The sequence below is a fragment of the Paenibacillus sp. FSL R7-0179 genome, from assembly GCF_038002265.1.
Lineage (GTDB): Bacteria > Bacillota > Bacilli > Paenibacillales > Paenibacillaceae > Paenibacillus_AQ.
Map to the genome: position 1 here is coordinate 115,738 of NZ_JBBOCC010000001.1, position 26,847 is coordinate 142,584.

Consider the following 26,847-nt stretch of genomic DNA (forward strand, 5'->3'; position numbering starts at 1 on the left):
CTCCCTACGCATTCGAATCCAGCATCGCCGGAATATTAATCTCCTTCACACAGGAGGCCTTGGACAGGTTCATGACGCATTGCACTAGGGAGACAATATCCTGAAGCGGAATCTGCGTGCCGTTGTAGGCGGACAAGACAGGCTCCACCCCCGCTTCCAGCGGAATTTGGGTAGCAATCTCACCGGGATTGATGACCGTCACACCAATGCCATACGGCTTTACATGCTCCCTGACCGCATTGGCGATCCCGCGCAGACCGAACTTGGACGCGGTGAACGAGACCTGGGTGTAATCATTATGATCGAGGCCTGCCGTAGAACCGATGAAGAAGATATTCGCATGCGCAGACTGCTTCAGATTCGGCAAAAGCTTCTGAATGCACGTAATCGCCGCAGTCACATTAATGTTAATGATGCTGGCAATCTCAGCCGGGTCGTCCTGTTCAAAATCATAGTCATCGCTGAAGCCCTTGCTCTCCCAGACGCCAACATTATAGATGAAGACGTCCAGGGTAACGCCGTTCAATGATTCTGCAATCCGCCCCGCAGCATCCGGCTTCGCCAAGTCAGCCTCAATCCAGGTCCGCTGCACTCCATCCGCAAGCTTCAGGCTGTCCGGGCAGGTTCTAGAGACCACCCAGACTTGATCGCCCGGCACCGGCAGCGCTTTGACGAAGGCCTCTCCCAAGCCCTTGCTTGCTCCGAATATAATAAAGTTTCTCATACGCCCTCCCTCGATTCCCCAAGCTCCCCGGTCCCGTCCTGCTCTTTGCTGGCGAATTCATCCAGTAGCGCACGCACCTCACGGGTAGACTTGGTGTTCATTAGATGATTTCTGAGTTCACTGGCGCCGCGGAAGCCGCGGACGTAGATTTTGAAGAAGCGGGGCAGCGGCTTGTAGGAACGTGATTCCAGCGCCGAATAGTGGTCATGGAGATCCAGGTGCAGCCGCAGCAGATCCAGGAGCTCCTTGCTGCTATGCTCCCTCGGCTCCTGCTCGAACGCAAACGGATTATGAAAAATCCCGCGCCCAATCATAATCCCGTCCACTCCGTACTCTGCGGCAAGCCTCAGGCCCGTCTCCCGGTCCGGTATGTCCCCGTTAATCGTCAGCAGCGTATCCGGCGCGATCTCATCGCGCAGCTTCTTGATCTCTGGAATCAGCTCCCAGTGGGCATCCACCTTGCTCATTTCCTCTCTGGTCCGCAGATGAATCGACAGATTCACAATGTCCTGCTGCAAAATATGAGTCAACCAGCCCCGCCATTCGTCCACATCCGTGAACCCGAGCCGGGTCTTGACGCTGACGGGCAGTCCTCCGGCCTTCGCTGCCTGGATGATCTCCGCTGCGGTCTCCGGACGGCAGATCAGGCCGCTGCCCTTGCCATTCTCGGCTACATTCGCTACAGGACAACCCATGTTCAGATCGATGCCCTTGAAGCCCTCTTCGGCCATGCTGATGCTCATCTTCCGGAAATACTCCGGCTTGTCCCCCCAGATATGCGCGACCATGGGCTGTTCATCCTCGGTGAACGTCAACCGCCCCCGCACCGCCTGCTTCCCCTCCGGGTGGGCATAGCTCTCCGTATTCACGAACTCCGTAAAAAACACATCCGGCCGGCCCGCCGCACTCACCACATGACGAAACACCACATCCGTCACATCCTCCATCGGGGCCAGTATAAAGAAAGGGCGTGGCAATTCACGCCAGAAATTATTTATCATATGAAGTACCTCTCTATGCGTGCCGGGATAATCCCTTATCCGGCCGTAGTAAAGCTAAATTATATCATAACTCCTTGGGATTTGTAGCCGCCAGCCAAGGGGTCTCCCCCTTCTACAGACAATAAGCCCCAGAGGAGTCTCTGAGGCTGTGTGTGTATTCACTGCTATTGAATTCTGCCTAACCATACCTGTGCGGCTTGGGACCTCGGCTGTCCCGGCAGACAATAGGGCTCCGCCTCAGCGGCAGGCTCCCAGATGAAATCCTCAAGACCGCGCACTGTCCCGTACAGATCCCAGGGGAACACCTGACTCTCGCCTCCTGTCTCGAAGGTATTATCGTAGAAATGCAGCGCATCCCGGAAGGCGACCACGATCTGCGACTGGATGAAGTTCGGATGGTAGAACCAGATTCGCAGATAAAAGGGTTCATTCAGACTTGCCATCTGCCGGGACCAGGAATGGTATACCTCGATCATCGCCTCCAGCAGCAGGCGGGAATACCACACCGGCGGATTGCGCCTGTTCAACCTGTAGAAGGGGTCAATCCACAGCTTCACATAATCCCGCTGCGCGCTTCGCAGCTCCTCCAGGTCCAGGTGCATATTATGCTTTTTCCACTGGTCAATCTGCTTTATCCTGCGCTTCCAGCCGCGTATTCTCTTCTTGTTCGAGAGTGGATTCGCCATAATCTTATACGCCCTCCGTTAACTCTTAGGTTTCAATTGCTTAATCACGGACATCATCAGGATAATCATCCCCGTGCCGAAGCCTGACATTGATAAGGGGGCAAGGACAAACCGCATGATCTCCCCTTGCACCCAGAAGCTTGCCAGCATGATTACCATACAGATTACCGTGAATATCCCGACCGTCAGCGTTCCCACGAAATCCGTCAGACTATGATTGTCCTCACGCGCCAGCGTGATCCGGTTCTCCTTCAGCAGCGGCAGCTCCAGCAGCTTCGGAATATAATCCTCCAGCCGCCCCTTCACCTTGCCCAGCTGTTCCTTGACGATCTCTCCCGTATCCATCTGGTCTGCGAAGGACTGGCTCGCTGCGGATAAGGAGTACGACTCATCTACTGAGGACAAGGTCCCGTCCAGGGTAATAATCGCCCGGAAGGCCCCGGCCACCGTCGGCTTCAAGGACATGCCCAGCTCCGTAATCATCGACATCAGCCTTCTCATCATGACACTGGTAGGATCAGGGGAGAAGGAGGCTTCGGATAAAAGTCTGCCGAGGCGCCGCTCGATCATTTTCACATCTAATAGCTCCCCTTCCTCACAGACTCCGGCCAGACCCTGGGCCATCTGCTTCGTCTCCTTCCGGCTGTAGCCCATCAGGAAGTTGAGCATCCCGGCCCGCTCCTCTTCCGTCAGATACCCCACGGAGCCGAAGTCAATCAGTGCGACCTTCCCGTCCTTGGTCAGCATCAGATTGCCGGGATGCGGGTCGGCGTGGAAAATGCCGATCATCAGAATCTGCTGCAGGAAGGCGTGCATGATCATTTCCGATACATCATTGGTCACCTTCCGGGTGAACCGCTGTCCTTCAATATATTCCATGGTCAGAATTTGCTTGGTCGAATACTCAGCGTAAATCTTCGGCACTTGGATTGGAATATCGTGTTCCAGGAACGCCTGGCGCAGCAGATTGGTATTCAGCGCTTCAATATCAAAGTCTGTCTCTTCGATCAGATTGGTTTTGAAGCCTTCGGCGAGCTGAATTAAGCCGAGTCTCCGGATTTTAGCGGAGCGTTCGGAGAGCCGGGTCACGAATTGGATTAACAGATCCAGATCCACGCTCATTTTCTGCTTCACATCCGGCCGCAGGATTTTGACGACTACCTTCTCTCCAGTAGACTTCAGCCTCGCCAGATGTACCTGCCCGATCGAAGCGGCTGCAATGGGCTCCATCCCGAAGTCTTCATACGTCTCCTCCAGATCGCCGATCCGGCTGTCAATAATCTCCTTCAGCTGCTTCTGGCTGAGCGGCTTAACCTGGTCGTGCAGACTGGAGAACGCCTCGATGTATTGGGCTGGCAGCAGATCCTTCTTGGTCGATAGCACCTGCCCGAACTTCACGAAGACCCCGCCCATATTATCGAGAATGGCAGCAATCACCTGCGGCAGCTTCGCATGATCCTGCTGGAGCAGATGATTCAGCCCTTTGCGCGAAGCGATCCAGAGCAGACGGATCATACGCCTGAAGCCGCGCACCTTGCCCATCATATACCCGAGCGGGTTCCCCGACTGCAGCAGCTTGAAATTGAACACGCTAAGCAGCATGTAGGTATAGCAGGAGATAAATAGAATCAGCAGCGGGTAATAGATGAACATCACCCTGACCATCTCCGCTTCGGAGGGAACCACGGGCTGCTTGAAGTAGGTTGAGGTTATGACCAGGGTTACGACGGATGTGCTGAAAAGAATCGCCACCATCAACTGGAACTGTTCATGCTTGAAGGTCCTGATGCTGCTTATGATGAAATACAGAATGAACGCCACGACAATAATGCTGCTCATGTAGAATTGCTCCAGCACCTGAACCAGCATACTAACCGCCACCGCGCTGACCAGCGGCATCACGATCTTATGCTTCGCGTTAAATACATAGGCAAGCGCTGTGAACACGCCGAAACATACAAGCATTACAATGAAAAAGAACATCCTCCAGCCCCCTGTAAATGCTTCATTACCCCCACTATAGCATAGGAGGCTGAAGATGCGGAATGCTCCGATATTATTGACATCTGCTAAGCTCTAATGTTAAGCTCCAGCTATAAAATTCGAGGAGGATGGCAGCCGATGATTCCACGTATATGGTAAGCACGCCCAACAAAAGCTGATTTCTCACCAAGTGTGGGCTTTTTTTGAGTTGCTGCTATTTACGTTAAGGACATCGGCTGCGATCCGCTACGGCTTATTTCATTATGCCCGGTTTCGCACTGTCCCGTTATGTAATTGTTGCAGACCCAAGCCCCTATGCGGACTTGGGTCTGCTTTTATTTAGGGAGGGTACAAACTTATGAATATTCAATGGAAAAAGACGTTCGCCTTCATCTTCAGCGGACAAATCTTCTCGATATTAACCTCTGCGATGGTTCAGTTCTCCATCATCTGGCATCTGACCGAGACGACAGGGTCGGCTGCCGTGCTGATGCTGGCCGGTCTGGCCGGGTTCCTGCCGCAGGCGGTTTTAGGCCCGTTCATCGGAGTCTGGCTCGACCGGTGGAACCGTAAGCTCACCATGATCGCCGCGGACAGTGCCATTGCACTCACCAGCCTGATTCTGGGTGCTTATTATCTATGGGGGGAGCCGAGCTTATGGATCGTGTATGCAATCCTGCTGATCCGTTCGGCAGCTTCGTCCTTCCATGCCCCTTCGTTCCAGGCGGCGATTCCACTGATAGCACCGGAAGACCAGCTCACCCGGGTGGCAGGCTGGAACCAGCTCATCTTCTCTGCTTCCAGCGTACTTGGACCGGCGCTTGGAATTGCGGTATACTCGGCTACTTCCCTGGGAACCGTATTGCTCCTAGATGTGGCAGGCGCTTTAATCGCTAACCTTATGCTTTTGTTCGTACAGATCCGTCAACCGAAGCCGGAAATCGTAGAGACCCCCTCGTTCCGTAGGGAGTTTATGCTCGGCTGGCGGGCCTTCCTGTCGCAAAAGTCCATTGTCACAGTAACGGTTGCCATGGCTGTCTTCAGTGTGGTATTCATGCCGCTGGCGATGCTGTTCCCCTTGATGACGCTGTCGCATTTCGGACGCGGCGGTTACAGCGCCAGCCTGATTGAGGCCGTATTCGGAATTGGGATGATCCTTGGCGGTGCCCTGCTGTCCGTGCTTGCTTCCAGATGGAAGGACACCACCTACATGAGTCTGAGTCTGGTTGTGATCGGACTCACCTGTGTCCTGAGCGGGGTGACCGGGCGCGAGGCCTTCCTTGCTTTTACCGTCCTCTCGTTCCTGATGGGTGCCGCAGCCCCCTTGTTCAACGGCCCTTACATGGCGATGATCCAGAAGTCTTACGAGCCTGAGCTTCTGGGACGCGTGCTCTCCTTCGTGACGAGTATCGGACTCTTGTCTTCGCCGGTTGGGCTTGCGCTGGCGGGACCTGTAGCCGACCGGTTCGGCGTTCCGTTCTGGTTCTTCTGGTCAGGGATAGTCGTGGTTCTGATTGGAGTATTCCTATTTGTCAGGTTTGCAGGAACAGATACAGACAAGGAACCTGCTAGTGAATAAGTGAAGGTAAATAGACCGTCCTCCCTTTAATGGGATGGCGGTCTTTTTTAGGGGTTGTGCATGCAGAATGGAAGAATCTATAATATACGCGACTGGGAATATTCACTTTTACTTAATGGGAGGAGTTACGATATGGCTGATCCAACAAGCAGCAAGCATGTTTATATTGTTCATGGTTACGGAGCCACCCCGGCGAATCATTGGTTTGGATGGTTACAGAAGCGGCTCGACGCAGACGGGATCACCTCGGATATTCTGGAGATGCCGACGCCGTTATCGCCTAACCTTCAAGAATGGCTGGAGCATCTGTCCAGTAAGGCCAAGCTGCTGAACCAAGACACCTATTTCGTTGCTCACAGCTTAGGCTGCGTCTCTCTGCTCAAGTATCTGCTCAGCGCGAGGCCGCAGGAACCGCTCGGCGGTCTGGTTCTCGTGTCCGGCTTCACCAAGCCGTTACCCGGCCTGCCAATGCTTGATGAGTTCACGCAGGATCAGATCAACTACAGCGAGGCCGCAGCGCTGGCTCCCAAACGTGCAGTGATTGCCTCCAAGGATGATGCCATTGTGCCAGTCGCGCTCAGCAAGGAGTTAGCACAAGTCATTCATGCCGATTTTCACGAGGTAGAGCACAGCGGACATTTTCTGGACAGCGACGGCTTTACCACTTTACCTATTGCCTATGATGTTCTTCGCGATATGATGGGGCATGGAGCCAAATAATCCGCTTATCTCTTACCCGACTCACATCCCTATACGCGCTTCAATCGTCTAGATCTGAGCCATAATCCGAATCCAATGAACAGAATCGTCGTTACCACGCCGGTGGTCGGGCTGAACCATAGTTCGCCTGCCGGCGTGAATGTAATGATCCCGGCAACCGATACCAGCAAGGTAGGTACTCCATCCTCCACTGCGTGCATGAGTACACACGGCCACACCGATTGCGTAAGACGATAGATCTCAACGTACATAATGGACCAGGCAACCATAAGCACACAGCCGATGAAGACATAGCCCCATCTTGTCGTTGTCCCGAAATAAGTATCCGGCAGGAAGATCAGATAATAAGCCGTATGCCACAGCGCCCAGACCAGACCGGACACAAGATAGATCATCCAGTCATTCAGCTTCAGCTCAATCAGCTTCGGAGTCAGATAGCCGCGCCAGGCGAATTCCTCGAAGATGTTCTTGATCAAGCTGCCGGCGAGCGATACCCCGACCAGTGACAGAACCGTATGTAGTTCAATCTCTGAAGCGCTGGCGCTATTGAACAGCAGAGCAAGCCCTACCGCTATTACCATGATTACCGGATAGACAGCAATGGCTGCGCCGTACCACTTCCTATTTTCTCGAAAATTGAACCTGACGCCCATATCCCTCCAATCGCGGTTCACCAGCCGCAGGACGAGCATTGCGATCACCGGCAAAATCAGCCACAAGCCCATGCCCGGCGAATTCCCTTCCGGATGATCCGGCAGCTTCGTATCCACCCATACCCCAATCCAGCCGCATGCCAGCACAATAACGATGAATAATAGAAGACTAAGCCTTGTTCTGCCTGCTGTCATATGATCATCCCCTCCGGGTTCAGGATTGCTCCGTGCTGCGCTTCGCTGCGCTGATGACATCCTCTGCCGCGCTGTTCAATAGCTGAATCATCTGCTCCTCTGTATAATGGTCCGGCAGCAATTCGTTCGCAACCATCACACTCATCCCGACCTGGAACATCTTCATCTTGAGCAAAATCATCCCCAGTTCATCATCGGATAATCCGTTCAGATCAGGGTCCGTTCTCATCATCTGAATGAACCCTTGCGTCTCTGCCTCATTATGCTTCACCTAATCATTCTTCTTCATTACCAGATCCCGGAACAGCACCGGATACTCCCGGGCAAAACGGATGCTGGCCGCCCCGATATCGTGGAACGGATGCCCGGAATTCTGCTCCTCCAGAATCTGCCTGCTCACCGCCAAGGTTCTCTGGTACACCTCCTCCACCAGCTCGCCAGCCTCTTTGAAATTGACATAGATGGGGGCTATGGAGCCCCCCAGCTTCTCCGACACCTTACGGATGGTCACGGCATCCACTCCTTCGGTCCTCGCAATTTCGAACGCCGCATCGATGATTTGTTCTTTGGTGAAGCACGGCTTGATTCTCCTTTTTAACAATTGTTGTGTTCTGAGCATCTGTTCATATAGAATCAAATTATCAGCTTCACTCCAAAGAATAATGGAACAAATCAGCGGAACCCACGTAAATTCGATAAGATCACTGGAATATCATTACATCATGAAGGAGGCGGCTGCCTATGGCTTTTATTCCGTTGAACTGTCCCAATTGCAGCGGACGTATTGAATACAAGGAAGGGACGATCCTCAAGTGCCCTTATTGCCAGACTGAGCTTCTGCTCAAGCAAAATAATGTCTACTATGTGGATCAGACCATTAATCATTATCACGGGACACCCCCTCCTACGGCCGCGCCGAAGCCACCCGTCTCCGTCTCGATCCCCATTAGACTGGTGCTGGTTCTGCTGCTGGTGCTGGGGGGCGCTATCGGTACATATCTGTATTACAGCCTCGGCTCCACGCAGCAGGCAACCAAGGCTACTCAGTCTGCGCGGAAGATGCCCGAAAGCGAAGTCCTGCTCACCTTCCTGCGGGAGACCCTGGGTAAAGGCTCTGCCATGCCGACCGAGGAGGAAATTGCCCGGCTGCGGTATTTATCGGTGAAGCATTCAGACAATGATCATTGGCAGTTCACCTACAGCTTCTCCGATCCCTTCAGCGATGCACAGGCCGAGAAGCTCACTTATGTGATCCAGGATAAGCGGCTCAATACCAAGCGGATCGACCAGCGGGACTTCGAAGCCTTCACGGGGCTGACGGCACTGGACTTGAACGGGACCTACGAAATTGACCAGACGGATCAAATCAGTTTTGCCCATATTCCCGGATTAAAAAGCTATGGCGGCGCCTTCAACGAATCCTTCAGCGCCTTCTCCGGCTACTTCGGCGATAAATCCAAAATCACGGAGCTGTCCACTCAGCTGCGCAGCAATCAGGAAGTGGCTCTGCTTCTGGAATTCCCTAATCTAAGCTCACTGTCCATTACCTATGTGGATGAGTCTATAACGGATTTGCATCTGCTGAGTAAGCTGCCGCTGAAGTCCCTGTCCCTTACCTTCGTCAATGACCTGGGGTGGTTATCGTCCATGACGGGGCTGTCTTCTCTGGCTATCTATCACAGTGAAACCACAGATCTGCAGCCGTTATACGCCTTAACCGGGCTTAAGGAGCTTAAGCTTTCCTATTTGTCCAATGTGAAGTCAATCGACTTCGTGCAGAACATGCCTGCTCTGCAGATGCTGGATATCGAGAATCTGAATTTCTCCAGCCTGGAGCGTCTGGCCGGGAAAACCTCCATTACCAGCCTCCGGCTGGCTTCCTTAAGCAAGCTTGGCTCGGTAAAGGCCGTGAATAGCCTGTCCTCGCTGCGGGAATTCACCTTGTACGGTTATTACGACGAGCCAGACGCACTTACCTTACCGGGCGTCAAATGGTTGGAACTTCCCACCTCCTTCCTCTCCGGGCTGAAGGCGCCAGCGGTAACAAACCTGACGCTCCGGGGAGGAAGCGGGGAGCTTAATATGACTGAGCTGAAGAAATTCCCGGAGCTTGCACAGCTGGCCCTGTGGGGGAGCGACGACATCATCCAGCTTCGTGCACTGGACAGCTTGCCCCGTCTGAAGACCCTAAGCATCTATGATTCGTCACTGTATTCAGAGAGCGATGCCTTATTCGGCCTGAAGCAGGTGAACACGCTGGTGTGCTCGGAATGCCGTCTGAATTTCAAGCAGAACGCTGCGGCAGCGAACAGCGCGCTTGAGCATTTGACCTTGGACCGCCCATACTTCTCCATGAACAACGACTCCGTTAGTGAGGTTGACCAGATCATGCCTTACTTCGCGAACCTGTCTGCCCTGCGTTCCTTCACTCTGCAGGACAACAACCTGGCTTCTCTTGCGTTCATGGGCAAATGGCAGGCTATCGAGGAGCTTCATCTGGAGAACAATGCAATTTCCAATATAGAGCTTCTGAGTAAGCTGCCCAAGCTGCAGCAGGTATTCCTGACTGGCAATTCTGTGGCGAACAAGTCCGTGCTGGATGCAGGCGTGCTTGTATATTAATTTCTGCTATTATGATGTGATAGAATAGACCGCCCTCCTTACAGAGGCTTGCGGTCTATTTTTGTTGGCAGCCTGCTTATAGGAAATACTTATTAATCGTATAGCAACTATATATTTCATTTATAAGATATACAGCCCTATACTGAACTCATAAGGAGGGGAAGTATATGAATCAACCGGCTTCCAATAACCAATGGCAGGCAGACACTTATGATCACAAACTGGATTTCGTCTCCAGGCTGGGCGGCGATGTCCTCTCGCTGCTCCAGCCGCAGCCCGGTGAACGCGTGCTGGATATCGGCTGCGGAACAGCCGATCTTACAGCTAAGATCGCGGCCGCTGGAGCGGATACAGTGGGCATCGATCTGTCACCCGAGATGATTGCCCGCGGCCGCAGCAAGTATCCGCACCTGAATCTGAGCGCCCAGAATGCATACACTTACCGGACCACTCAGCCCTTCGATGCCGTGTTCTCCAACGCTGCGCTGCACTGGATGAAGGACGCGCATGCAGTCGCGGTAACGGTAGCAGGTGCACTTCGGACCGGCGGGCGGTTCGTCGCCGAATTCGGCGGCTACCGCAACGTTGCCGCGCTGGTGAATGCGACCGAGGCCGCACTGGCCGCGCATGGCTATGACCCGCAGGGACGCAATCCATGGTATTTTCCCACCATCGGAGAATATGCAGCAGTGCTGGAGGCGCATGGCTTCCTCGTCACGCTGGCCCAGCATTTACAACGGCCGACTCCCTTGCAGGGGGAGAGCGGAATCCGGGATTGGCTCGACATGATGGCCGATGACTTCTTCTACGATGTCAGTGCAGAAGACAAGATTGCGATCTATCGCGAAGTGGAAGAGCAGCTGCGTCCCGAGCATTACCGGCAGGGCCAATGGATCGCCGACTACCGGCGGCTGCGGGTCTGTGCCGTGAAGATGGCGGAGTAAGTATTAGATACGCGGAGAGCCTTCAGATTGTCTGGAAACCCAGGTCCTTTCGAGACCTTGGGTTTCTTTTATATTGCAATGATAGAGAATGCTTGGGAATATATGTTTCTCCTCATGCAGATTCTGGGTAATACATAGAGTTGTCTCTGTCTACATAGAAACTGATTGTTGGCATGAAGCACAAGCAAAATGATTACAGAACAGGAGAATCAAGATGGAGAACCAAAACCCGGATACGTACCGCTTTCAGGTGAACTTAAGCGGTATGATCAACATTTTGTCTAACCATTTGTATAGCAGCCCGAAGGTATTCTTAAGAGAGCTGCTGCAGAATGGCATAGACGCGATTACTGCACGCCAGGCTTATTCCCCAGCAGGCTACGAAGGTAAGATCCATGTCGAGGTAAGCGGAACCTCCACGGGGGCAACCTTATTAGTAGAGGATAACGGGATCGGGTTAGATGAGGCAGAGATTCATGAGTTTCTGGCCATGATTGGACAATCCTCCAAGCGGGGCGAAGATTTTCTGTCGACCAACACCTCCTTTATCGGGCGGTTTGGCATCGGGCTGTTGTCCTGCTTCATGGTGAGTAACGATATCGTCATGGTGACCCAATCCGCCAAGGGCGGGCCTGCTCTGGAATGGCGCGGGAAGCCGGACGGCACTTATACGATCCGTAAGCTCGAAGGGGCACATGCTCCGGGCACCAAGGTTTTTTTGCGTTGCAAGGAAGGGTCGGAAGCTTACTTCGAAGAGGAGAACCTGCGTGAAGGTCTGTTCCATTACGGCGCTCTGCTGCCTTATCCGATCCAGCTGGTGTCAGACCGCAGCACCCGCCTGATTAATCCGCTAACTCCGCCGTGGATCAAAGATCCGCAGCTGGCCCGGAAGCACCGTGATGAGGTGCTCTCCTTCGGCAAGCAGGTGCTTGGAGAGACGTTCCGTGATTTCATTCCCCTGCACACCGCCTCGGGCCGGACGGGAGGCATCGCCTTCATTCTGCCGCACGCGGTGAATCTGAACGCCAAACGCAATCACCGGGTGTATCTGAAGCACATGCTGGTCTCCGAAGCTGCCAGCAATATCCTGCCGGACTGGGCGTTCTTCGTGAAGTGTCTGATCTGGACCGATGAGCTGCAGCCGACCGCTTCCCGGGAGCATTTCTATGAGAATGCCCAGCTGGAGCAGATACGGGAAGAGCTCGGGAATGCCATTCGTCAGGAATTGATGCGGATGGCCGAGTATGACCCGGACCGCCTGCAATCGATCATCTCACTGCATGCCTTATCGATGAAGGCGCTCGCGGTGGAAGATTCGTCGTTCTATTCAATCATTCACGAGTGGCTGCCGTTTGAGAGCACGTATGGCCGAAAGACGCTTGGCGAGCTGAAGCAGCAGTCTCCCCTGTACTTCACGGCGACGCTGGACGAATACCGCCAGATTACCCACGTGGCTTCAGCCCAATCCATGCTGGTGGTGAACGGCGGGTATATCTATGATGCCGAGCTGCTGTCCCGGCTTCCGCTTATTGACCCTGAGGTGCAGACGGAACGGCTGCTGCCGGAAGAGGTGTCCTTATCCTTCACCGATATTACGCCTCAAGAGCGGCTGGATTACTATGAATCTGTAAGACTCGCAGACAGTGTCCTGCAGAAGTTCCGCTGCCAGGTGCAGCTGCGCCGCTTCAAGCCGGAGGAGATTCCGGTGCTCTACACACTGTCCGAGGAATCCGCCCAGTGGCGTGTACTTGAGGCAACGAAGGAAGTGAGCACCGACGCTCTTTCCTCCGTGCTAGGCAGCCTGGGCGCTTCGCTTAAGGATACGGCATACGCTACACTTTACTTTAACCTGAACAATCCGGTCATTGAGAAGGTATTCCATCAGGGGAATCAGGCCACGCTGCCTTCTATTGTCGAGATGCTGTACTGCAATGCGCTATTGATAGGACATTATCCGATGAACCGCCAGGAGCTCGCGCTCCTGAACCAAGGCATTATTCAATTTATTGATTGGGGATTGACGGCCAGTCGATCCGCAGAAGGAGAGAAATAAATGAACGTTACCGAGATGGATTTCGACGATTTAATGGAAGAAGCCTATGGCCTGCCGGGAGGCAAGGCCAAGCTGGAATTGCTTGAGCAGGCCGTACGGGTGGCCGATGCCGCAGGAGATATCGATCAGGGCTATGAGGCCCGCAGCGAAATCGTAGAGCTGGGCAGCTTCCACGGCTATCCGATGAAGGCGCTGGTCGCCTTTTCCTGGCAGCTGGGGCAGTATGACAAGAACCCGGGCCGGTTCGATGATTACAGTCTGATGTGGTCGTACAAGTGGGTGCTGGACCGCATCACCGCTTTTGCAGATATTAGCCGCACTCAGATTGAGAACCTGCTGGAGGATATGAAGACCCGCTACGAAGCCGAAGGCTACAGCAGCCGGACCTATCACTATTACCGGGCGAATATTCTCGAAGATTTCGGGGAGCTGGAAGCTTCACAGGCCGAATGGGCGATTGTCCAGTCCATGGACCGTGACGAGATGAGCGATTGTGAGGCTTGTGAACAGCATGGCCTGGTCGAGTTCCTGTCGAAGCAGGGAGACGACGAAGCAACCGTCAAGGCGGCCGAGCCGATTCTCAAGGGCCGGATGACCTGCGGTGAGGTCCCGCATGTGACCATTACGAAGGTGCTGTTCCCTCTCCTGCGGCTGGGCCGCCAGAAGGAAGCCGATAAGCTGCAGAAGAAAGGCTATAAGCTGGTAAAAGGAAACCGCGATTTCCTGTATCACCAGGGAGAGCATATTGGCTACCTGACCCTGACCGATCCGGTCAAGGCCCTGGAGGTCTTCGAAGAGTATATCGCCTCCTCGCTCGATCATGAGAACCCGGCCGATCAGATGATCTTCAACGCTTATTCGGCCAAGCTGTTCCGCCGTCTGTCTGAGGAATCCATCCGCTTCCAGGTCAAGCTTCCGGCTGGGCATCCGTGTGAACGCCAGTCCGAAGACGTAGCTTCGCTTGCGAAATACTTCCAGAAGTTAGCGCTCGCTACAGCGGAGAAGCTGGATAAGCGGAACGGTAACGGCTATTATACTGAGCTGATAGAGAAGCTGTAGGATGCATTCCTACGGCATTGAGTAAGAACAAGCGCAAATAAGAGCAGCTCCAGTAATGGGGGCTGCTCTTTACACATTATAAATACGTATTTACGTCAAATCTTTCCCGGAATTAGGTAAATTTAAAACGTTTGATATCTTCCGAAGACTTAGCTGCGTTTCTTTCCAACCCAATGTTGGAAAATTCTTAGGGATATCCAAGCACCACTACATGGCATACGTTAGACTCCGGATGTACAATGATTCCGTACAACGTAAAGGAGGAGCACATTATGAAAACAGCGGGCATACATAAGCAATTACAGGAACTGCGCAAGAATAAGGGAAAGACTCAAGAAGAGCTTGCGGAGGTCTTCGGTGTAACCAATCAAGCCGTATCCAAATGGGAAAGCGGGGCTTGCTATCCGGATACCGCTTTATTACCTGAGATCGCTAATTATTTCGGAGTCAGCCTTGACTTTCTATTCGGCCGTGTCCCCGAGGCCAATGATCAGAACGTAGTGAAAGACATCAAGCTTCTGTTTGAACAGACCCCTGCCAAGGAGCGTTTCACACTGGCCTGCCAAATCGCCTTCTGCCTGCATGAGGGTATCGTATCCAATGGTTACAAGGGCTACCTGCCTTGGGACCCGGATAAGACGTATGATCAGCGGACTTGGGGAACCTCTATTTGCAGCGAACCGGAAGGAGTTACTATTGCCAGGCAAGGAATGCTCTTCTTTTCCGATCACGCCGATAAACGGGAACTCGAGCCAGATCAACTGTTAAGCCTGTACGGTGTGCTCCGGGCCTATGCGGATGCTGACAGGTTAACGGTATTATTTGGATTATATGAGTTAACCAGGCATGACTTTGACTGCTTTGTTAATATGGAGAATATTGTAGGGGCAACCGGTCTGGATGAGAGAATTATACGGGATGCATTCCTGCATTTGCCGGTTCACTGCAAAAGGCTCGAGGACAGCAGCATAGGTTACCGGATTGAAGCCAGCAATATGCATCTCCCTGCGCTGCTTATGCTCTTCCTGCCGGTCCGTTCTTGAACGAAGGTCAGTTTTTAGCTAAGCATACTAGCGAGCCCGGTTTGAAACTCTCCATAAAATTGGCTTGGATGATCGATAGAAGGAACTCTTTCGTCAATCATGCGGTAAAAGGTCGCTCTGCCGACACCGGGGGGGTTGATGAGGTTGGACACGGTAAGATATCCTCATTAATCCAGAGCTGTTCGGGAACGGCGCACAGGATCAACCGCTGGAACCAATGAAGTCGCCGCCAATGCTGGGCGCACCACAAAGAGCAGCCCCCAATATGGGGAGCTGCTCTTATCGCATTATAAATACGCATTTACGTCAAATTTTCCTCAAACTTAGGTAATACTAAGGCATTTGATATGTTATACTGATTGAGCAATAGGATGGGCTTAAAAGGGCCGGTCGGCTACCTCTCTCAGAAGGGAGGGATGCCTTGTGACAGTGTTTGAAGCAATGATGCTGATGCTAACCTTTGGTTTGCTTATCGTAGCGCTGCTGTCCAATACACGCAAATAGACCGCCCCCCACAAAGGTATGCGGTCTATTCTTCGTATCCTGCTGTTGATGCCTACCGCCCTTAAAAGCGGCTATTGCTTGAGAGAGTCGTGTTGACGCACGGCTCTCTTAGCATTGTACGCCTGTTCTGCTTATACTATACCACAGGTGTTAACGCATGTTAACAGTGATTAATAAATTATGGGAGCTGCTCATTTCGTTCCCAGCCTTTGCTTAATCGAACTAAGCATTTGATTATCGTGATAAGCACCGGCCCGTATCACAGCATTGATTTTACAGAAATTGGCAGTACTTTATACAAGTCCGCACGGCGATGCTGTTGTCGGCTTTGCGCGTTGCCATTACTCAGTTTAACGAGGACAACCCGGTGGAAGTGCTGGAGACACTCAACAAGCTTTTCGGCAAGCAGCCGGCGTTATTCCATGAAGCGGGGACAGCCGCGGGAGCTCAGGAGTGAATGCCTGCAATTCCTGCGGCTCATGGCATGACCTTCTAATAATCCCTCATGCTTTCAATTTGTCTTAAGCTCTCCGTGTCACGGGCAGGAGATGCACCGAAGAACCGGGAATACTCGCGGTTGAACTGTGAAGGACTCTGATAGCCAACATGGTATGCAGCACTTGCTACCGGATAGCCCTCGAAGGCAATAAGGTTTCTGGCCTCCAGGAGCCTCAATTGCTTTTGAAATTGAATAGGACTTAACCCCGTAGCCCGTTTAAACTGCCGGTGAAAGGTATTTATAGCCATCCCCGATTTCGATGCCAGCTCACCAATGTCTATGGGCCTCATAAAATTACTCCGGAACCATTTCACAATTTGGGATATCCGGGATAGGTCACTTTCCCGCTGACCCAATTGCCTCAGCTCCCCTCCTTGTGGTCCCATCAGTACGCGATACAGGATTTCGCGCTCATAAGCCGGTGCAAGAGCCGGAATATCTCCTGGCGCTTTCGATAATCGCAATAAACGCAGCCAGGCCTCCATCAATTCAATATCCATGTCGCAAGCTGCGAATGGCCCGGAAGCAGCCGGTAATAGATTCTCCTGGAGATCTCTTAACAGACTCTGAAGAACATTCTGATTCAACTTGAGACCAAGGGACATGTACGGATGTCCAGCATGGTCTGGATGTACAACCGCCGTTGCAGGAACATGCACGGGTAACACGTAATAAGATGGCCCTGCCAGTTCCGTACTGCGCCCCCCTATAGATAGAATCTTTCTTCCTTGAACCGTAAAACCAATCATTGGCTCGTATAGCGCTGCAAGCTGATGATTGGGGATCTCTCCTTTAATCATACTCAGCCCTGGTACTCCGGTTTCAATCTGCCTGGTGCCCGCATCCTTCATCAGATCCATTATTTCTTCGAGGACATTTTTCATGCACATAGTTTATCACACGAATGGTGCTTTTAGGCAATCAATAGGCATTTTCAGGTCTATTTTAGTGCCACAGCTGCGGCTACAATTAGAACCAAGCCGAACATAATACAAGGAGGATCTTATGACAATTGCGATAATAACGGGTGGAAGTAATGGCATTGGAAAAGCGGCGGCGCTGGAGCTTGGCAAACGCGGGATTAGCGTCATTCTCACCTACAATTCCTATAAGGACCGCGCTGAAGATGTCGTACAGGAGATTGAAAAAAATGCAGGTGTCCGGGCAGTTGCACTCAAGCTGGATCTGACGCAGATCCCGACCTTTGCAGACTTTGTTCAAGAAGTGAAGGAGAGTCTCCAAAACATTTGGAACCGGACAACCTTTGATTACTTGGTGAATAATGGCGGTATCGGCGGACCCATGCTGTTCAATGAGATGAGTGAAGAATATTTCGACAAGATTCTGAATACGAATTTCAAGGGACCGGTTTTTCTAACGCAACAGCTTGCCAGATTCATGGAGGACGCTGGAGCTATTGTCAATATCACGAGTTCATCCAAAACTCAATCCTTTCCAGGCTATTCCGTCTATGGCTCGTTAAAAGCAGCCTTCTCAACCTGGACCCGCTATATTGCCAAAGAGCTTGCAACACGTCAGATTCGCGTCAACGCCGTGTCGCCTGGTCCTACGCACAGCAATTTCGGCGATGGAGTATTCGATAAACATCCCGAATTCATTAAGCCCCTGGCGGAGCAATCTGTATTTGGCAGAATCGGCCACCCCGAAGATATTGCGAAGGTTATTGTGAGCTTGCTGTCCGATGAGTTCGGGTGGGTTACAGCCCAGGACATTGAAGTGTCTGGCGGACATTTGCTTTAATTCAAACGCCAAAAGACCGCCCTCCCGGCAAAGGAGTGCGGTCTTTTGGGCGTATCTTGTTCCTATAAGAAGCTTTTACTTATTATACAATCTGTAGAGGAATACCGCAGCTTCTGCTTTGGTGGTATTACCGGCAGGATTGATCTGGTTACCGCTGCCTTGGATAAGCCCTTCCTTCACCATGGCGGCTACGCTATTCAATGCATAGGAAGCCACCTTGGACTTGTCGGAGAATTTCTGCAGATCCGCAGCTGTACCCTGGGTATTCAGCTTATTCCCCAGCTTCAAGGCCCGTTCGGTCAACACCATCATGTCCTGCCGGGTGATCTTCTGATCGCTGCCGAAGCTGCCGTTGTCCAGGCCATTCGCAATTCCAAGCGCCTTGGCGATGGCAAGTTCATTATAGTAGTAAGCATTCTTCTGTACATCGCTGAAATCGCCATCTGCCTTCGCAGTCAACCCAAGTGCTCTGACAAGGGAGTACAGGAAATCTGCTCTGGTGATATCCGTTGACGGATTGAAAACCTGTCCTTCTGTCTTGAGGATATCCTTCGATGCAAGGATTTCGACAGCATTCTTGGCCCATGCTGCCTTTCCGAGATCTGTGAATGTCTTGGATACATAAGCTACCGCGAAATCGCCGAGATGAGTAGTTGTGAAGGTTACCATACCGGTCTTGGAACTATACCGTCCGCTTGGTACGGTCATCAACTTCCCGCTTTCGTCCATGTAGCGGATAACGATCATTTCGGGATTCTTCAATTCATCCGCAGACGGCTGGTAAGGCACGGATACGGTTACAGGTGCACCGGGATTACTCCAGGCTGTTTCTTTGCCGTCTACCTTAAGGCTAAGCTGAATGATTGGTCTTTCGCCTAGAGCCGCCTTTACTTCCGCCGGAAGCCCCGCCTTGTCGACTTTTCTAATCTCCAGCGCGACTTCCCTGCCGCTGCTTTCAGGTGTGCCTGTCAATAGATTACCGGAAATGACAACCTGACCGAATTCGGTGGAAATGGTCAGCTTGTTATCATTGGTTCCGCCGGTCAGTGCTGCGGCAGGCAAGCCTACCGAGTATGAATTCACTCCTTGCACGGCAGGGATGTTCAGCGTCACATTTTTCCCGATGAATTCCTTTGCTTGTGCCAGATCCGATACCCTAACGGATGCAGTCGTATTGTTCACTGTTGCCTGCAGGGTTACTTTCTGGCCTTCTGCAACGGGTGATGGTGTTGGAGAAGCTGCGGGTGCAGACGTTGAATAGGTGCCAGGTGCAGACGTTGCAGGCGCAGGTGTTGCTGGTTCAGGTGTTGGTGATGGTGTTCCAGGCCCCGGAGTGGACGGATTCTCCGTCTTACTGTTGGTTACTTTCAGGGTATAGGTCTTTACTCTTCCGTCTACCCCTGTAACCTCAACCTTTATAGCTGTTTTGGTGCCCGGTGTCAGTGTTATAGCTTCGGAAGCTGCACCGCTGGCAACCACCGTCTCGTTGACTTTCAGGATGGATCTGCTGTCTGCCGCCGCCGCTGTCACGGTAATGCTGCCGGCATCCTTCAGGGATACCTCATACTCTGTGATGGCTGCGTTGAACGCCGGCTCAAGTGTTCCTGCACTCAAGGACAAGCTGCTGAGGTCGGCGTTCACGCTATTAGGTGTATAGACTCCAAGATCGCCAAGGTCGATGGCATTATTCCCGATGGCCTGATATTCGCCAGCAAAATAATCATCCAGATACGAATGTCCCAGAATGAACCGGTCCGGCTTCATAGCGCCATAGTACCCGGCATTCGCATTACTTTGGCCGTCAAACAGGACATAGCTTCCCTGCCATCCCGAACCGGTTACGCCCCAACTGATGATGTGATCAATATACGGGGCGAACTTGTTGAACATTTTGTAGAGCAGTGCGTACTGATAACCAAGGGCGTCCGACTGTCTGACATTAAGCGCTGCTGGAGCAGTTGCGCCTCCTCCAGGAGCATCGGTTGGCACCTTGAGATCAAGCTCTGAATAGGTAATCCCCGACAGCAGGCCCCGGTCAACGAGAGAGGCATAGAGGGCCATCGCATATTGGTTGTCGCTTGCCAGGGTTTTACCTACCGCATCATGTCCCTGGATACCGATGTCTTCGATCAGAGGTCTTCCGTCATACAGCGGATCGGAGCGCCATGCGGTATTTAATTCGAGAACCATATTGTATACGGTTCTGGCTTTACTGCGGGTCGCAAGCCCGTAATCGTTGTAGGTCAGCTTCGGAGGATTGTCAACGATGTAGCTGTCAATGCTGCCTTTGGTGTCGTGTCCATCCAGCTTCATGTATTCTGGAAGGTTAGCATAATTGGCTTTGTAAGCTTCCGCCATCTTGGCGTTGGGTGCCGCGATGTGCGCGTTTTTGAACAGCAGGTATACGTAATGATCGGTGATGTCGCCGCCAATCTGATCATCCGACATAGCAGCAAGCCAGTTGGTGTGCTTCAGGCTCGTTCTCCAGCTGTTGGCATCCTTAGGGATAATCTCGCTGTGGCGGCTCTCGTGTACCTCTTCGTTCAGCACATCCCACGAATTGAAAGGAATGACGCCACGCGCTTCGCTTGAGCCATATTTCGTATCTGTAGTCAGGAAGTGCCGCATCACATACATGGTATGGTTAAACTGCACTCTTCTCGCCATGTCTTTATCTACCTTAACTGTAGTCGTAACGCCGTTACCAAGTCCGTAGAACTCGGCACTGCCGTTATACCCGGAGGGCAGGCTTGCAGGGATCATCTGCGCCATCCAACCAGGGGCCTGGTTATACCATGCCAGAACATGACCGTGAGACTTGTACTGCCCAGGAGTTCCCGAATCCCGGATCGCCTGATAGGAGTTAGTCGGGAAGCTGTATTCCGCTAAGCCAGGGGCAGTGGTTGCGCCATTCATGGCCTCGCCGTTCACGTTCTTCAGCCATTCCGGCCCTCGGGGATGCGTGCCATCGGCCTTCAGATTGTTGCCGTCAACGAAGATCTCATAGTGATTGGCTCTGGTTCCGGTTACGGGCCCTGTGCCGATCGCTCCGACCATGAACAAGCCATTCTCCTTATTGTACAGACTCTTTAGAGGCGCTACGACACTCTGGTTTTCCTTATTGACTACGTTCGGAAGAGCCTGGCCATTCGGATCTGGAGCCGTGATCTGGATGTTCGAGACCAGCAGCATACCGGTTTCTTCAGGGCGGGCATTCTCTCCATGAAGCTCAAGAATGAATTTCGAGGAATTACCCGTTGAGGCGGTGATACTGTGATGAGCCTTTAGCCAGGATTCACCATTGTAGCTGCCCACCCAGTCAGGATTCAGGTTATTGTACTGGTAATCTCTGAGGTAGCTGTCCAGGTTGTCATTGGCATTTCTGACTCTCCATCTCATGAATTTGCCTTGCGCACTCTTCGGATAGTAGACATCGAATTCAATCGTTGAACCCTCTGTAACATTGACGGCCGGGGACAACGGGGATTCCAGACTGATGCCGCCGAAGGTGCTTTTCCCGTTGTGGGCGTAATTAATCTGGAGCACTTCCGCTTTCCCTTGGGCATCTGCAAAAGGATACGCAATCGTCTTGAAGGTGCCGCCGGCAAAGTCGGCAGGGACACGGTTATCCAGCGGAGTTCTGGCTGTCCAGGCATTCGTGGGCGCGGTAACTTTTACAGAAACCTTACCCGGACCCGGATCAAGCCGGAAATAAGGATCGGAGCCGTCTGATTTAATATTTTTGCTGAAATTCATTATGGCTTCTTTAAGCGCAGCAACAGCTTCGTCAGTGGGAGTGTTCGCGTTACGCGCGAGCTCAATCGCATCATTCAGAGCTTGGAGCTCGTCAACATGCACCCACGGAAAAGCCCGCTCCACGTCAGAACCATAGACCGATCCATACACAGAATGGCTGACTTGGAGCGGGAACTCCGTATTGCCGGTTTTTAGAGCTTCGGCCTGCGCAATGAGTCCGCTCAGTTCAACAGACGCTTCCTCTCCAGCCGCAGCTGCCGGGACGGGAGTATACGTGAAGATGGAGAACAACATGATGATAACGAGAAGGCGGGAGATGCTGATTACATATTTTCTACTGTTCATCTAAGTTTGACTCCTTTTCTTATGGAGATTCTTACCCTTGGTTACGCCAAGTCTGGCTTGACAGTCAATCCCGCACCTCCCTCTGAACCTAATGGCAGACAATGTTTGTAAACGCATTCACAAAAGCGGATGATTAGGCTGTAACAGCTTTCATATTAGCAACTTGAAGAGAAAGTCTAAATACGGGTAATGCACGAATGATTTTAATATATTACGAAAATAGACACACTTCTCAGCCTAAGCTTCCAGGAATAAGGATATCTGGCATAGGAAGGGAGTTTGGTGAACGCAAATAGACCGCCCTCCCACCAAAGGTTTGCGGTCTATTTGTCGTGTTCTGTTTATCACTCTGAGCATTCAATCCGAGCGCTTGTCAAGGTTCAACCCCCATGTTCGGGGTTACTGATGATGGTGATTTTCCAGTTCGTGCAGAACCGTTGCGCTCTCTGCGCGTGTAATGGAACCCTTCGGGTCAAATAATTGATTTTCTTTGCCTTTGAGCACACCGGCATTGGACCAGTATGCCACCGCATCCACCGCCCAAGCGGAAATTTCTTTCTTATCGGTATATGCAAGGGATAACCCTGTAACCGGCGGCTTTGCATGAATGTTATACAGAATAACAGCCACTTGCTCGCGCGACAGGTTGTCATTAGCCCCAAATCTGCCGTTGCCATAACCAGTAACTATTCCATTTGCCGCTGCCCAGCCGATATATTTGCTGTACCAAGCACTTTCAGACACGTCCGTGAACGAAACCTCGCCATAGCTCTCCACATCAGCTTTATAGTATCGTGCCAGCATTGCTACAAATTCAGCTCTTGTAACTGGCTTAGCTGCAGCATATTTTCCGTTCCCTGCAACGCTTACGATTCCATTCTTAACGGCCCACATAATGTGTTCATAGTACCATGCCCCCTCAGCAACATCCGTGAATACATTTACAAATGCAGGTTCTTCCGACTTAATAAGGGAGTCTCCTTGTACTACAATTACACTCTTAGTAAGGCTTGTGGCATTGTAGTTACCTTCACCCGGATAAGATATAACTATCGTGTGCGTGCCTGCAGCCAAATTAGATAATGTGTACACTTCACCAGATTTTGCATCAGGGACGGCGACACCATCAACCGTTAATTTCAGCGCTTTCGATAGCTTGCTCGGGCCTGAATTCAGAACGGGTGTAAACGAATAAATCTCACCCAGCTTGATTGTATCTTTAGCATCCTGAAGCGACAGCGAAGTGGATTCCATACTCATGGATAGCTGCGGTGCAGGCGGATTATATCCTCCCCCTCCTCCTCCAGATGCTTCTGCTCTTGTTACTGTTATCGTGTATGTCTTCTTTGACTTGTTCTCCTTAGCAGTAACGGCTACGTTTATCGTATTCTCCCCAACACTCAGAGATTTCAAGCCTATTCCGCTAATGGTAGCGTCCGGATCACTGGAGGCCGCAGTTACTGTTACGCTTGAAATGCCATTACCCACACTTGCAGTATAACTCGTATGCTCCGGACTGAACGCCGGTGTAAAAGCGATATCCTTACCAAGCGAGAGCATAGCCAGATTAGCATCATTTGAAACTGTACTTACAAATCTGGCGGTTATATTGGAATCACTATCCACTCGGAATCTATACGCCGCCTCTTTAGATACGAGCACCTTATCATCCTTATACCAACCCAGGAACTCACTATCGGCATACGCAGTTGCTTCAACCTGGGCAAATGTTCCCAGCTGTCTCGTACCAGAACCCTGCACCAACCCAAGCGTTTCATCATTCGCTGAAGCATTGATTGTGAAATAGGCAGAAGTAGCCTCTTTACCGGATAAATCATCACTTGAGGTAATCTCAGTTCCTTTTGTTTCCAAGCGATATACCGTATCCGATGCTTCCTCAGTTGTGTTGTTTAAGGAAGAAGGATTGTACGCCGGCACTACGCCAGACAGCTCTTGCCCGGTTACAATCGGCACATCGTTGTAGTTAATGAGCCTGTTCACTTCACCCGCTTCAGGACTGTATTCATTGATAGAATAAGTCATTCGATCATCACCAGTTGCCGTAATTACAACCGTATACTTTTCCGATGCAGGCAGGAAGACTAATTTCTCCCCATCCTCATTAAGTGCAGATATAATCGTGCTTACTTCTTGAGGCACATCGTCAATAATCGAGGCAACCAACTGGTTGTCATCGTTGAACACCTGTACATCAACCGGACAGTTGATCCGCACAATTCTGTACTTGCCGCTTGAGAATCCTACCGCACCGCCAGGTGTATAGTAAGAATCCATAGATTGCATCCACGCAAGCGCCAGCTCCGGATGATGGGCTTGCCCGATACCACCGATGTTCTTAACCATTGTCGTTGCCAGGTTCGGATGATTAGTCAGAACAGCTGCAACCAGGTCTAGCAGAGTCACTACTGCATTATCGAATTCAGTCTGTGAGTAAGCTGTAATTCCAGCCTCGTCCAGACTTTCTTTCAGATACTGGGCGACCTTTTCATAGGCATCCTTTTCATTGCTTCCCCAAGGATTTAGATTGGGCTTAAGCATCTCATAGGCCAGCCAACCCCATTTACTGGAGAATTTCTCCGTTGCTGCAGCAATTAACTTCTCACTTTGCGATGAACTAGCTCCAAAGAACAGGCCGCATATATCCCTGATTCCGTTTTGGAACTTACCCACGAAGTTCGACCGGCTTTTCAGGAAATCCTTAGTCAGCATTGTGATATAAGCATTCAGGAAGGCATTCTGGGACTGGGCGTTTTTCGTATCATCAATGATACTAATAAACGGATCGCCGCCGGGAAGTATTTTCCACCCGTCAATATGAATCCTCTTCATCAAAAAGTCATCTACGACATACGGTGCAGCTTCTTCCAAGGCATTGTAACGCGCAAGCATTCTCGATAAACTTTCGCTGTAGCTGTTCTCCGAATCTGTCTCGGCACTTGGAAGCCACTTGTCAATACCATAGCGGGTAAAGGACCACACTGCAGGAGCTACCTTCGGTACTAAATCACTAGGATTAATAATATTAAATATGTTACCGTACACATCACTCTTCATGTCGGATAACTGTGCCCCTGCCGGCGTTTCGAACGTGTAGGCATACATGTCGTGGAGTGCAAGTGTTGTTCCAGGGAAGGATACCCCACCCTCATCAATTTTACCTGCGACCATATTTGCTGTTGCCGCACCACGGCTAAATCCCGTAATCCACAATTTAATGTCGCCTTGGATCTCTTTGTCACTTATGTATTCTTGTAAAAAGGTCAGTACTTGGTCGCGGGCCTCACTGAAGCCTTGATGTTGACCACTCTCACCGATAGTAAAGTTACTTGCCCACTCGCTTTCATATCCGCCTCCGCGAACAGCTAAAGCGACAAGAGTATAATCTTTACCGTCTTCCGTAATTTTCTTGCGGGCTGCAACTGCACCGATAGAGTCTTTGGTCGGCTTTGCCTTGAACCAGTCATTCGATTCGAAGTCAGTAAACCCTATGTCGGTTAAAAGGTTATGAGCGTTGTTACTTTTATTCTCATAGGAGTCACCCGCATCTGCACTCGCCCAAGCCGAGAGTTCAAGATTGAGAGACATTGTAGCGAGATGTTCATTGTACAGATATGCGCTATTGTAGAAGTAGGAGTCCTCGTAATAATAGGTCGCGCTGTAGTCCCGGCCATCCCCCAGATACTTAAATGTACCGGTTTTCTTGACAATGCTGTTAGCCACTTCACCGAACACAAACTCTAAGTCATTTGGGTCCTTCACATCATAAAAGTGCTGTGGTGATGTCGCCCAGTCCAGGGCACTCAGCTTGAAGAACTGCGCGACTTCCTTTCCTTCTTCCGGCATGCCCTCAAAGGTCTGAAAAAGCCCAATGGTGTTCAGGGTTGCCTTTTGTTTAAGGGCTTCCGCCGCTTCATACGCTACGTTCGCATACGCATATAATCGGATTTCCGTATCCATGCGCCGCCATTTGCTGCCAACCGTACTTTCATCGTAGTGACCATTATAATTAGACTTTCCATCATTGGTCATCCCGGTGGTAACAAGAACAACATTTTTCACTGCAGAAGGTTCAGATATTTCACTGATTAGCTTATCCGCAGCTTGAAGTCCGGCTGCAACATTCCGGTTATTGCTTGATGCATAGATACTATCAATAGCCGTCCCTAATGCCTTCACATCAGTTGAAAATGGAGAAACAACGGAAGCTTGGGAGCCTTTATAAGAAACGATGGCTACGTAATTCGTTCCATCTGCAACTTGCGTGGCTTCAATAAATTTCTTCGCAGATGTCTTAACATAATCTATAGCTGTATCGGCAGTGTAAAAAACACGGCCTTTCGAATCTACGAAACTAGAAGAAGCTGATGTATCCAGCACGAGAACAGAATAACGAAGCACTTCGTTCGTGGGCAATGGTAATGCTTTTGCTGCTTGGAGCCTCTGATTGGACTGCGGCGGCTTGGCAGCCGTCATATGGACTTGCGGCGGATGAATAGGCAAATAAACCTCACTGGCCACTGTTTGACCTTCTGTAAGATCCTCACCAGAGGAAATGGCCTGCATCATACCAGACATGTTATCCGGTAACTCTTCTGCATAAACCGCTGCATTTAGTAGAGGGAATGAAGCCCCTCCCGTTATAAGGCAGACTGCAAGTAAAATAATCAATAAACGTTTGAACAACCTAATCATCCTCAAT

General features: G+C 51.4%; 19 protein-coding genes. 9 read left to right on the forward strand and 10 right to left on the reverse strand.

Annotated elements, in window-relative coordinates; translation table 11 throughout:
- Window positions 1–4: 4 nt before the first annotated feature.
- The 4 genes from MKX63_RS00500 to MKX63_RS00515 form a co-directional block, all read right to left on the reverse strand.
- On the reverse strand, window positions 5–724 hold the full coding sequence (locus MKX63_RS00500; protein ID WP_341014554.1) for an SDR family NAD(P)-dependent oxidoreductase: 720 nt from the start codon (window positions 722–724) through the stop codon (window positions 5–7).
- On the reverse strand, window positions 721–1,725 hold the full coding sequence (locus MKX63_RS00505; protein WP_341014555.1) for a tRNA dihydrouridine synthase: 1,005 nt from the start codon (window positions 1,723–1,725) through the stop codon (window positions 721–723). Before MKX63_RS00505 ends, MKX63_RS00500 begins: the two co-directional genes overlap by 4 nt.
- 164 nt (window positions 1,726–1,889) lie before the next feature.
- Window positions 1,890–2,411, reverse strand: coding sequence for a hypothetical protein (locus MKX63_RS00510; protein ID WP_341014556.1), 522 nt, complete (start codon window positions 2,409–2,411; stop codon window positions 1,890–1,892).
- Window positions 2,412–2,429: 18 nt separating this feature from the next.
- On the reverse strand, window positions 2,430–4,394 hold the full coding sequence (locus tag MKX63_RS00515; protein ID WP_341014558.1) for an ABC1 kinase family protein: 1,965 nt from the start codon (window positions 4,392–4,394) through the stop codon (window positions 2,430–2,432).
- 358 nt (window positions 4,395–4,752) lie between these two features.
- Between MKX63_RS00515 and MKX63_RS00520 the strand changes: the two genes are divergently transcribed.
- Both MKX63_RS00520 and MKX63_RS00525 read left to right on the forward strand, forming a co-directional pair.
- Window positions 4,753–5,973 (forward strand): MFS transporter, encoded by a 1,221-nt coding sequence (locus MKX63_RS00520; protein ID WP_341014561.1) that lies wholly within the window; start codon window positions 4,753–4,755, stop codon window positions 5,971–5,973.
- Window positions 5,974–6,105: 132 nt separating this feature from the next.
- On the forward strand, window positions 6,106–6,693 hold the full coding sequence (locus tag MKX63_RS00525) for an RBBP9/YdeN family alpha/beta hydrolase (RefSeq protein WP_341014563.1): 588 nt from the start codon (window positions 6,106–6,108) through the stop codon (window positions 6,691–6,693).
- Between the two features lie 29 nt (window positions 6,694–6,722).
- On the opposite strand, the gene MKX63_RS00530 is transcribed toward MKX63_RS00525, so the two are convergent.
- From MKX63_RS00530 to MKX63_RS00540, 3 genes are read right to left on the reverse strand one after another with little or no spacing between them, the layout of a single operon-like run.
- Window positions 6,723–7,541, reverse strand: a complete 819-nt coding sequence (locus tag MKX63_RS00530; RefSeq protein ID WP_341014564.1) for a CPBP family glutamic-type intramembrane protease — start codon at window positions 7,539–7,541, stop codon at window positions 6,723–6,725.
- A gap of 19 nt (window positions 7,542–7,560) precedes the next feature.
- Window positions 7,561–7,812, reverse strand: a complete 252-nt coding sequence (locus tag MKX63_RS00535) for a hypothetical protein (RefSeq protein ID WP_341014566.1) — start codon at window positions 7,810–7,812, stop codon at window positions 7,561–7,563.
- Window positions 7,813–8,160, reverse strand: a complete 348-nt coding sequence (locus MKX63_RS00540; RefSeq protein ID WP_341014567.1) for a TetR/AcrR family transcriptional regulator — start codon at window positions 8,158–8,160, stop codon at window positions 7,813–7,815.
- A gap of 122 nt (window positions 8,161–8,282) precedes the next feature.
- Here MKX63_RS00540 and MKX63_RS00545 point away from each other — a divergent pair, with 122 nt between their 5' ends.
- From MKX63_RS00545 to MKX63_RS32515, 6 genes are all read left to right on the forward strand, one after another.
- Window positions 8,283–10,163: a leucine-rich repeat domain-containing protein gene (locus MKX63_RS00545; RefSeq protein WP_341014568.1), complete on the forward strand. Its 1,881-nt coding sequence runs from the start codon at window positions 8,283–8,285 to the stop codon at window positions 10,161–10,163.
- A gap of 167 nt (window positions 10,164–10,330) precedes the next feature.
- Window positions 10,331–11,107, forward strand: coding sequence for a methyltransferase (locus MKX63_RS00550; RefSeq protein ID WP_341014570.1), 777 nt, complete (start codon window positions 10,331–10,333; stop codon window positions 11,105–11,107).
- 214 nt (window positions 11,108–11,321) lie between these two features.
- On the forward strand, window positions 11,322–13,160 hold the full coding sequence (locus MKX63_RS00555; protein WP_341014571.1) for an HSP90 family protein: 1,839 nt from the start codon (window positions 11,322–11,324) through the stop codon (window positions 13,158–13,160).
- On the forward strand, window positions 13,161–14,219 hold the full coding sequence (locus tag MKX63_RS00560; protein ID WP_341014572.1) for a hypothetical protein: 1,059 nt from the start codon (window positions 13,161–13,163) through the stop codon (window positions 14,217–14,219).
- 272 nt (window positions 14,220–14,491) lie between these two features.
- On the forward strand, window positions 14,492–15,262 hold the full coding sequence (locus tag MKX63_RS00565; protein WP_341014573.1) for a helix-turn-helix domain-containing protein: 771 nt from the start codon (window positions 14,492–14,494) through the stop codon (window positions 15,260–15,262).
- A 429-nt stretch (window positions 15,263–15,691) separates the two neighbouring features.
- Entirely contained in the window at window positions 15,692–15,766 is a 75-nt protein-coding gene (locus tag MKX63_RS32515) for a putative holin-like toxin (RefSeq protein WP_445321861.1), read from the forward strand.
- A gap of 492 nt (window positions 15,767–16,258) precedes the next feature.
- Here the strand turns inward: MKX63_RS32515 and MKX63_RS00570 are convergent, their stop codons facing one another.
- Window positions 16,259–17,125, reverse strand: a complete 867-nt coding sequence (locus MKX63_RS00570) for an AraC family transcriptional regulator (protein WP_341014574.1) — start codon at window positions 17,123–17,125, stop codon at window positions 16,259–16,261.
- Window positions 17,126–17,270: 145 nt separating this feature from the next.
- Here MKX63_RS00570 and MKX63_RS00575 point away from each other — a divergent pair, with 145 nt between their 5' ends.
- Window positions 17,271–18,026, forward strand: coding sequence for an SDR family NAD(P)-dependent oxidoreductase (locus MKX63_RS00575; RefSeq protein WP_341014575.1), 756 nt, complete (start codon window positions 17,271–17,273; stop codon window positions 18,024–18,026).
- Window positions 18,027–18,101: 75 nt separating this feature from the next.
- Here the strand turns inward: MKX63_RS00575 and MKX63_RS00580 are convergent, their stop codons facing one another.
- Together MKX63_RS00580 and MKX63_RS00585 are read right to left on the reverse strand one after the other, a co-directional pair.
- A complete protein-coding gene (locus tag MKX63_RS00580; protein WP_341014576.1) occupies window positions 18,102–22,127 on the reverse strand; it encodes an S-layer homology domain-containing protein in 4,026 nt (1,341 codons plus the stop codon).
- 399 nt (window positions 22,128–22,526) lie between these two features.
- Window positions 22,527–26,831 (reverse strand): S-layer homology domain-containing protein, encoded by a 4,305-nt coding sequence (locus tag MKX63_RS00585; RefSeq protein ID WP_341014578.1) that lies wholly within the window; start codon window positions 26,829–26,831, stop codon window positions 22,527–22,529.
- Between the last annotated feature and the right edge of the window lie 16 nt (window positions 26,832–26,847).

Bases quoted from the DNA above. Each gene is read 5' to 3' on its own strand.
- MKX63_RS00500 (WP_341014554.1), bottom strand. From the start codon at position 724: ATGAGAAACTTTATTATATTCGGAGCAAGCAAGGGCTTGGGAGAGGCC.
- MKX63_RS00505 (WP_341014555.1), bottom strand. From the start codon at position 1,725: ATGATAAATAATTTCTGGCGTGAATTGCCACGCCCTTTCTTTATACTG.
- MKX63_RS00510 (WP_341014556.1), bottom strand. From the start codon at position 2,411: ATGGCGAATCCACTCTCGAACAAGAAGAGAATACGCGGCTGGAAGCGC.
- MKX63_RS00515 (WP_341014558.1), bottom strand. From the start codon at position 4,394: ATGTTCTTTTTCATTGTAATGCTTGTATGTTTCGGCGTGTTCACAGCG.
- MKX63_RS00520 (WP_341014561.1), top strand. From the start codon at position 4,753: ATGAATATTCAATGGAAAAAGACGTTCGCCTTCATCTTCAGCGGACAA.
- MKX63_RS00525 (WP_341014563.1), top strand. From the start codon at position 6,106: ATGGCTGATCCAACAAGCAGCAAGCATGTTTATATTGTTCATGGTTAC.
- MKX63_RS00530 (WP_341014564.1), bottom strand. From the start codon at position 7,541: ATGACAGCAGGCAGAACAAGGCTTAGTCTTCTATTATTCATCGTTATT.
- MKX63_RS00540 (WP_341014567.1), bottom strand. From the start codon at position 8,160: ATGCTCAGAACACAACAATTGTTAAAAAGGAGAATCAAGCCGTGCTTC.
- MKX63_RS00545 (WP_341014568.1), top strand. From the start codon at position 8,283: ATGGCTTTTATTCCGTTGAACTGTCCCAATTGCAGCGGACGTATTGAA.
- MKX63_RS00550 (WP_341014570.1), top strand. From the start codon at position 10,331: ATGAATCAACCGGCTTCCAATAACCAATGGCAGGCAGACACTTATGAT.
- MKX63_RS00555 (WP_341014571.1), top strand. From the start codon at position 11,322: ATGGAGAACCAAAACCCGGATACGTACCGCTTTCAGGTGAACTTAAGC.
- MKX63_RS00560 (WP_341014572.1), top strand. From the start codon at position 13,161: ATGAACGTTACCGAGATGGATTTCGACGATTTAATGGAAGAAGCCTAT.
- MKX63_RS00565 (WP_341014573.1), top strand. From the start codon at position 14,492: ATGAAAACAGCGGGCATACATAAGCAATTACAGGAACTGCGCAAGAAT.
- MKX63_RS00570 (WP_341014574.1), bottom strand. From the start codon at position 17,125: ATGGATCTGATGAAGGATGCGGGCACCAGGCAGATTGAAACCGGAGTA.
- MKX63_RS00575 (WP_341014575.1), top strand. From the start codon at position 17,271: ATGACAATTGCGATAATAACGGGTGGAAGTAATGGCATTGGAAAAGCG.
- MKX63_RS00580 (WP_341014576.1), bottom strand. From the start codon at position 22,127: ATGAACAGTAGAAAATATGTAATCAGCATCTCCCGCCTTCTCGTTATC.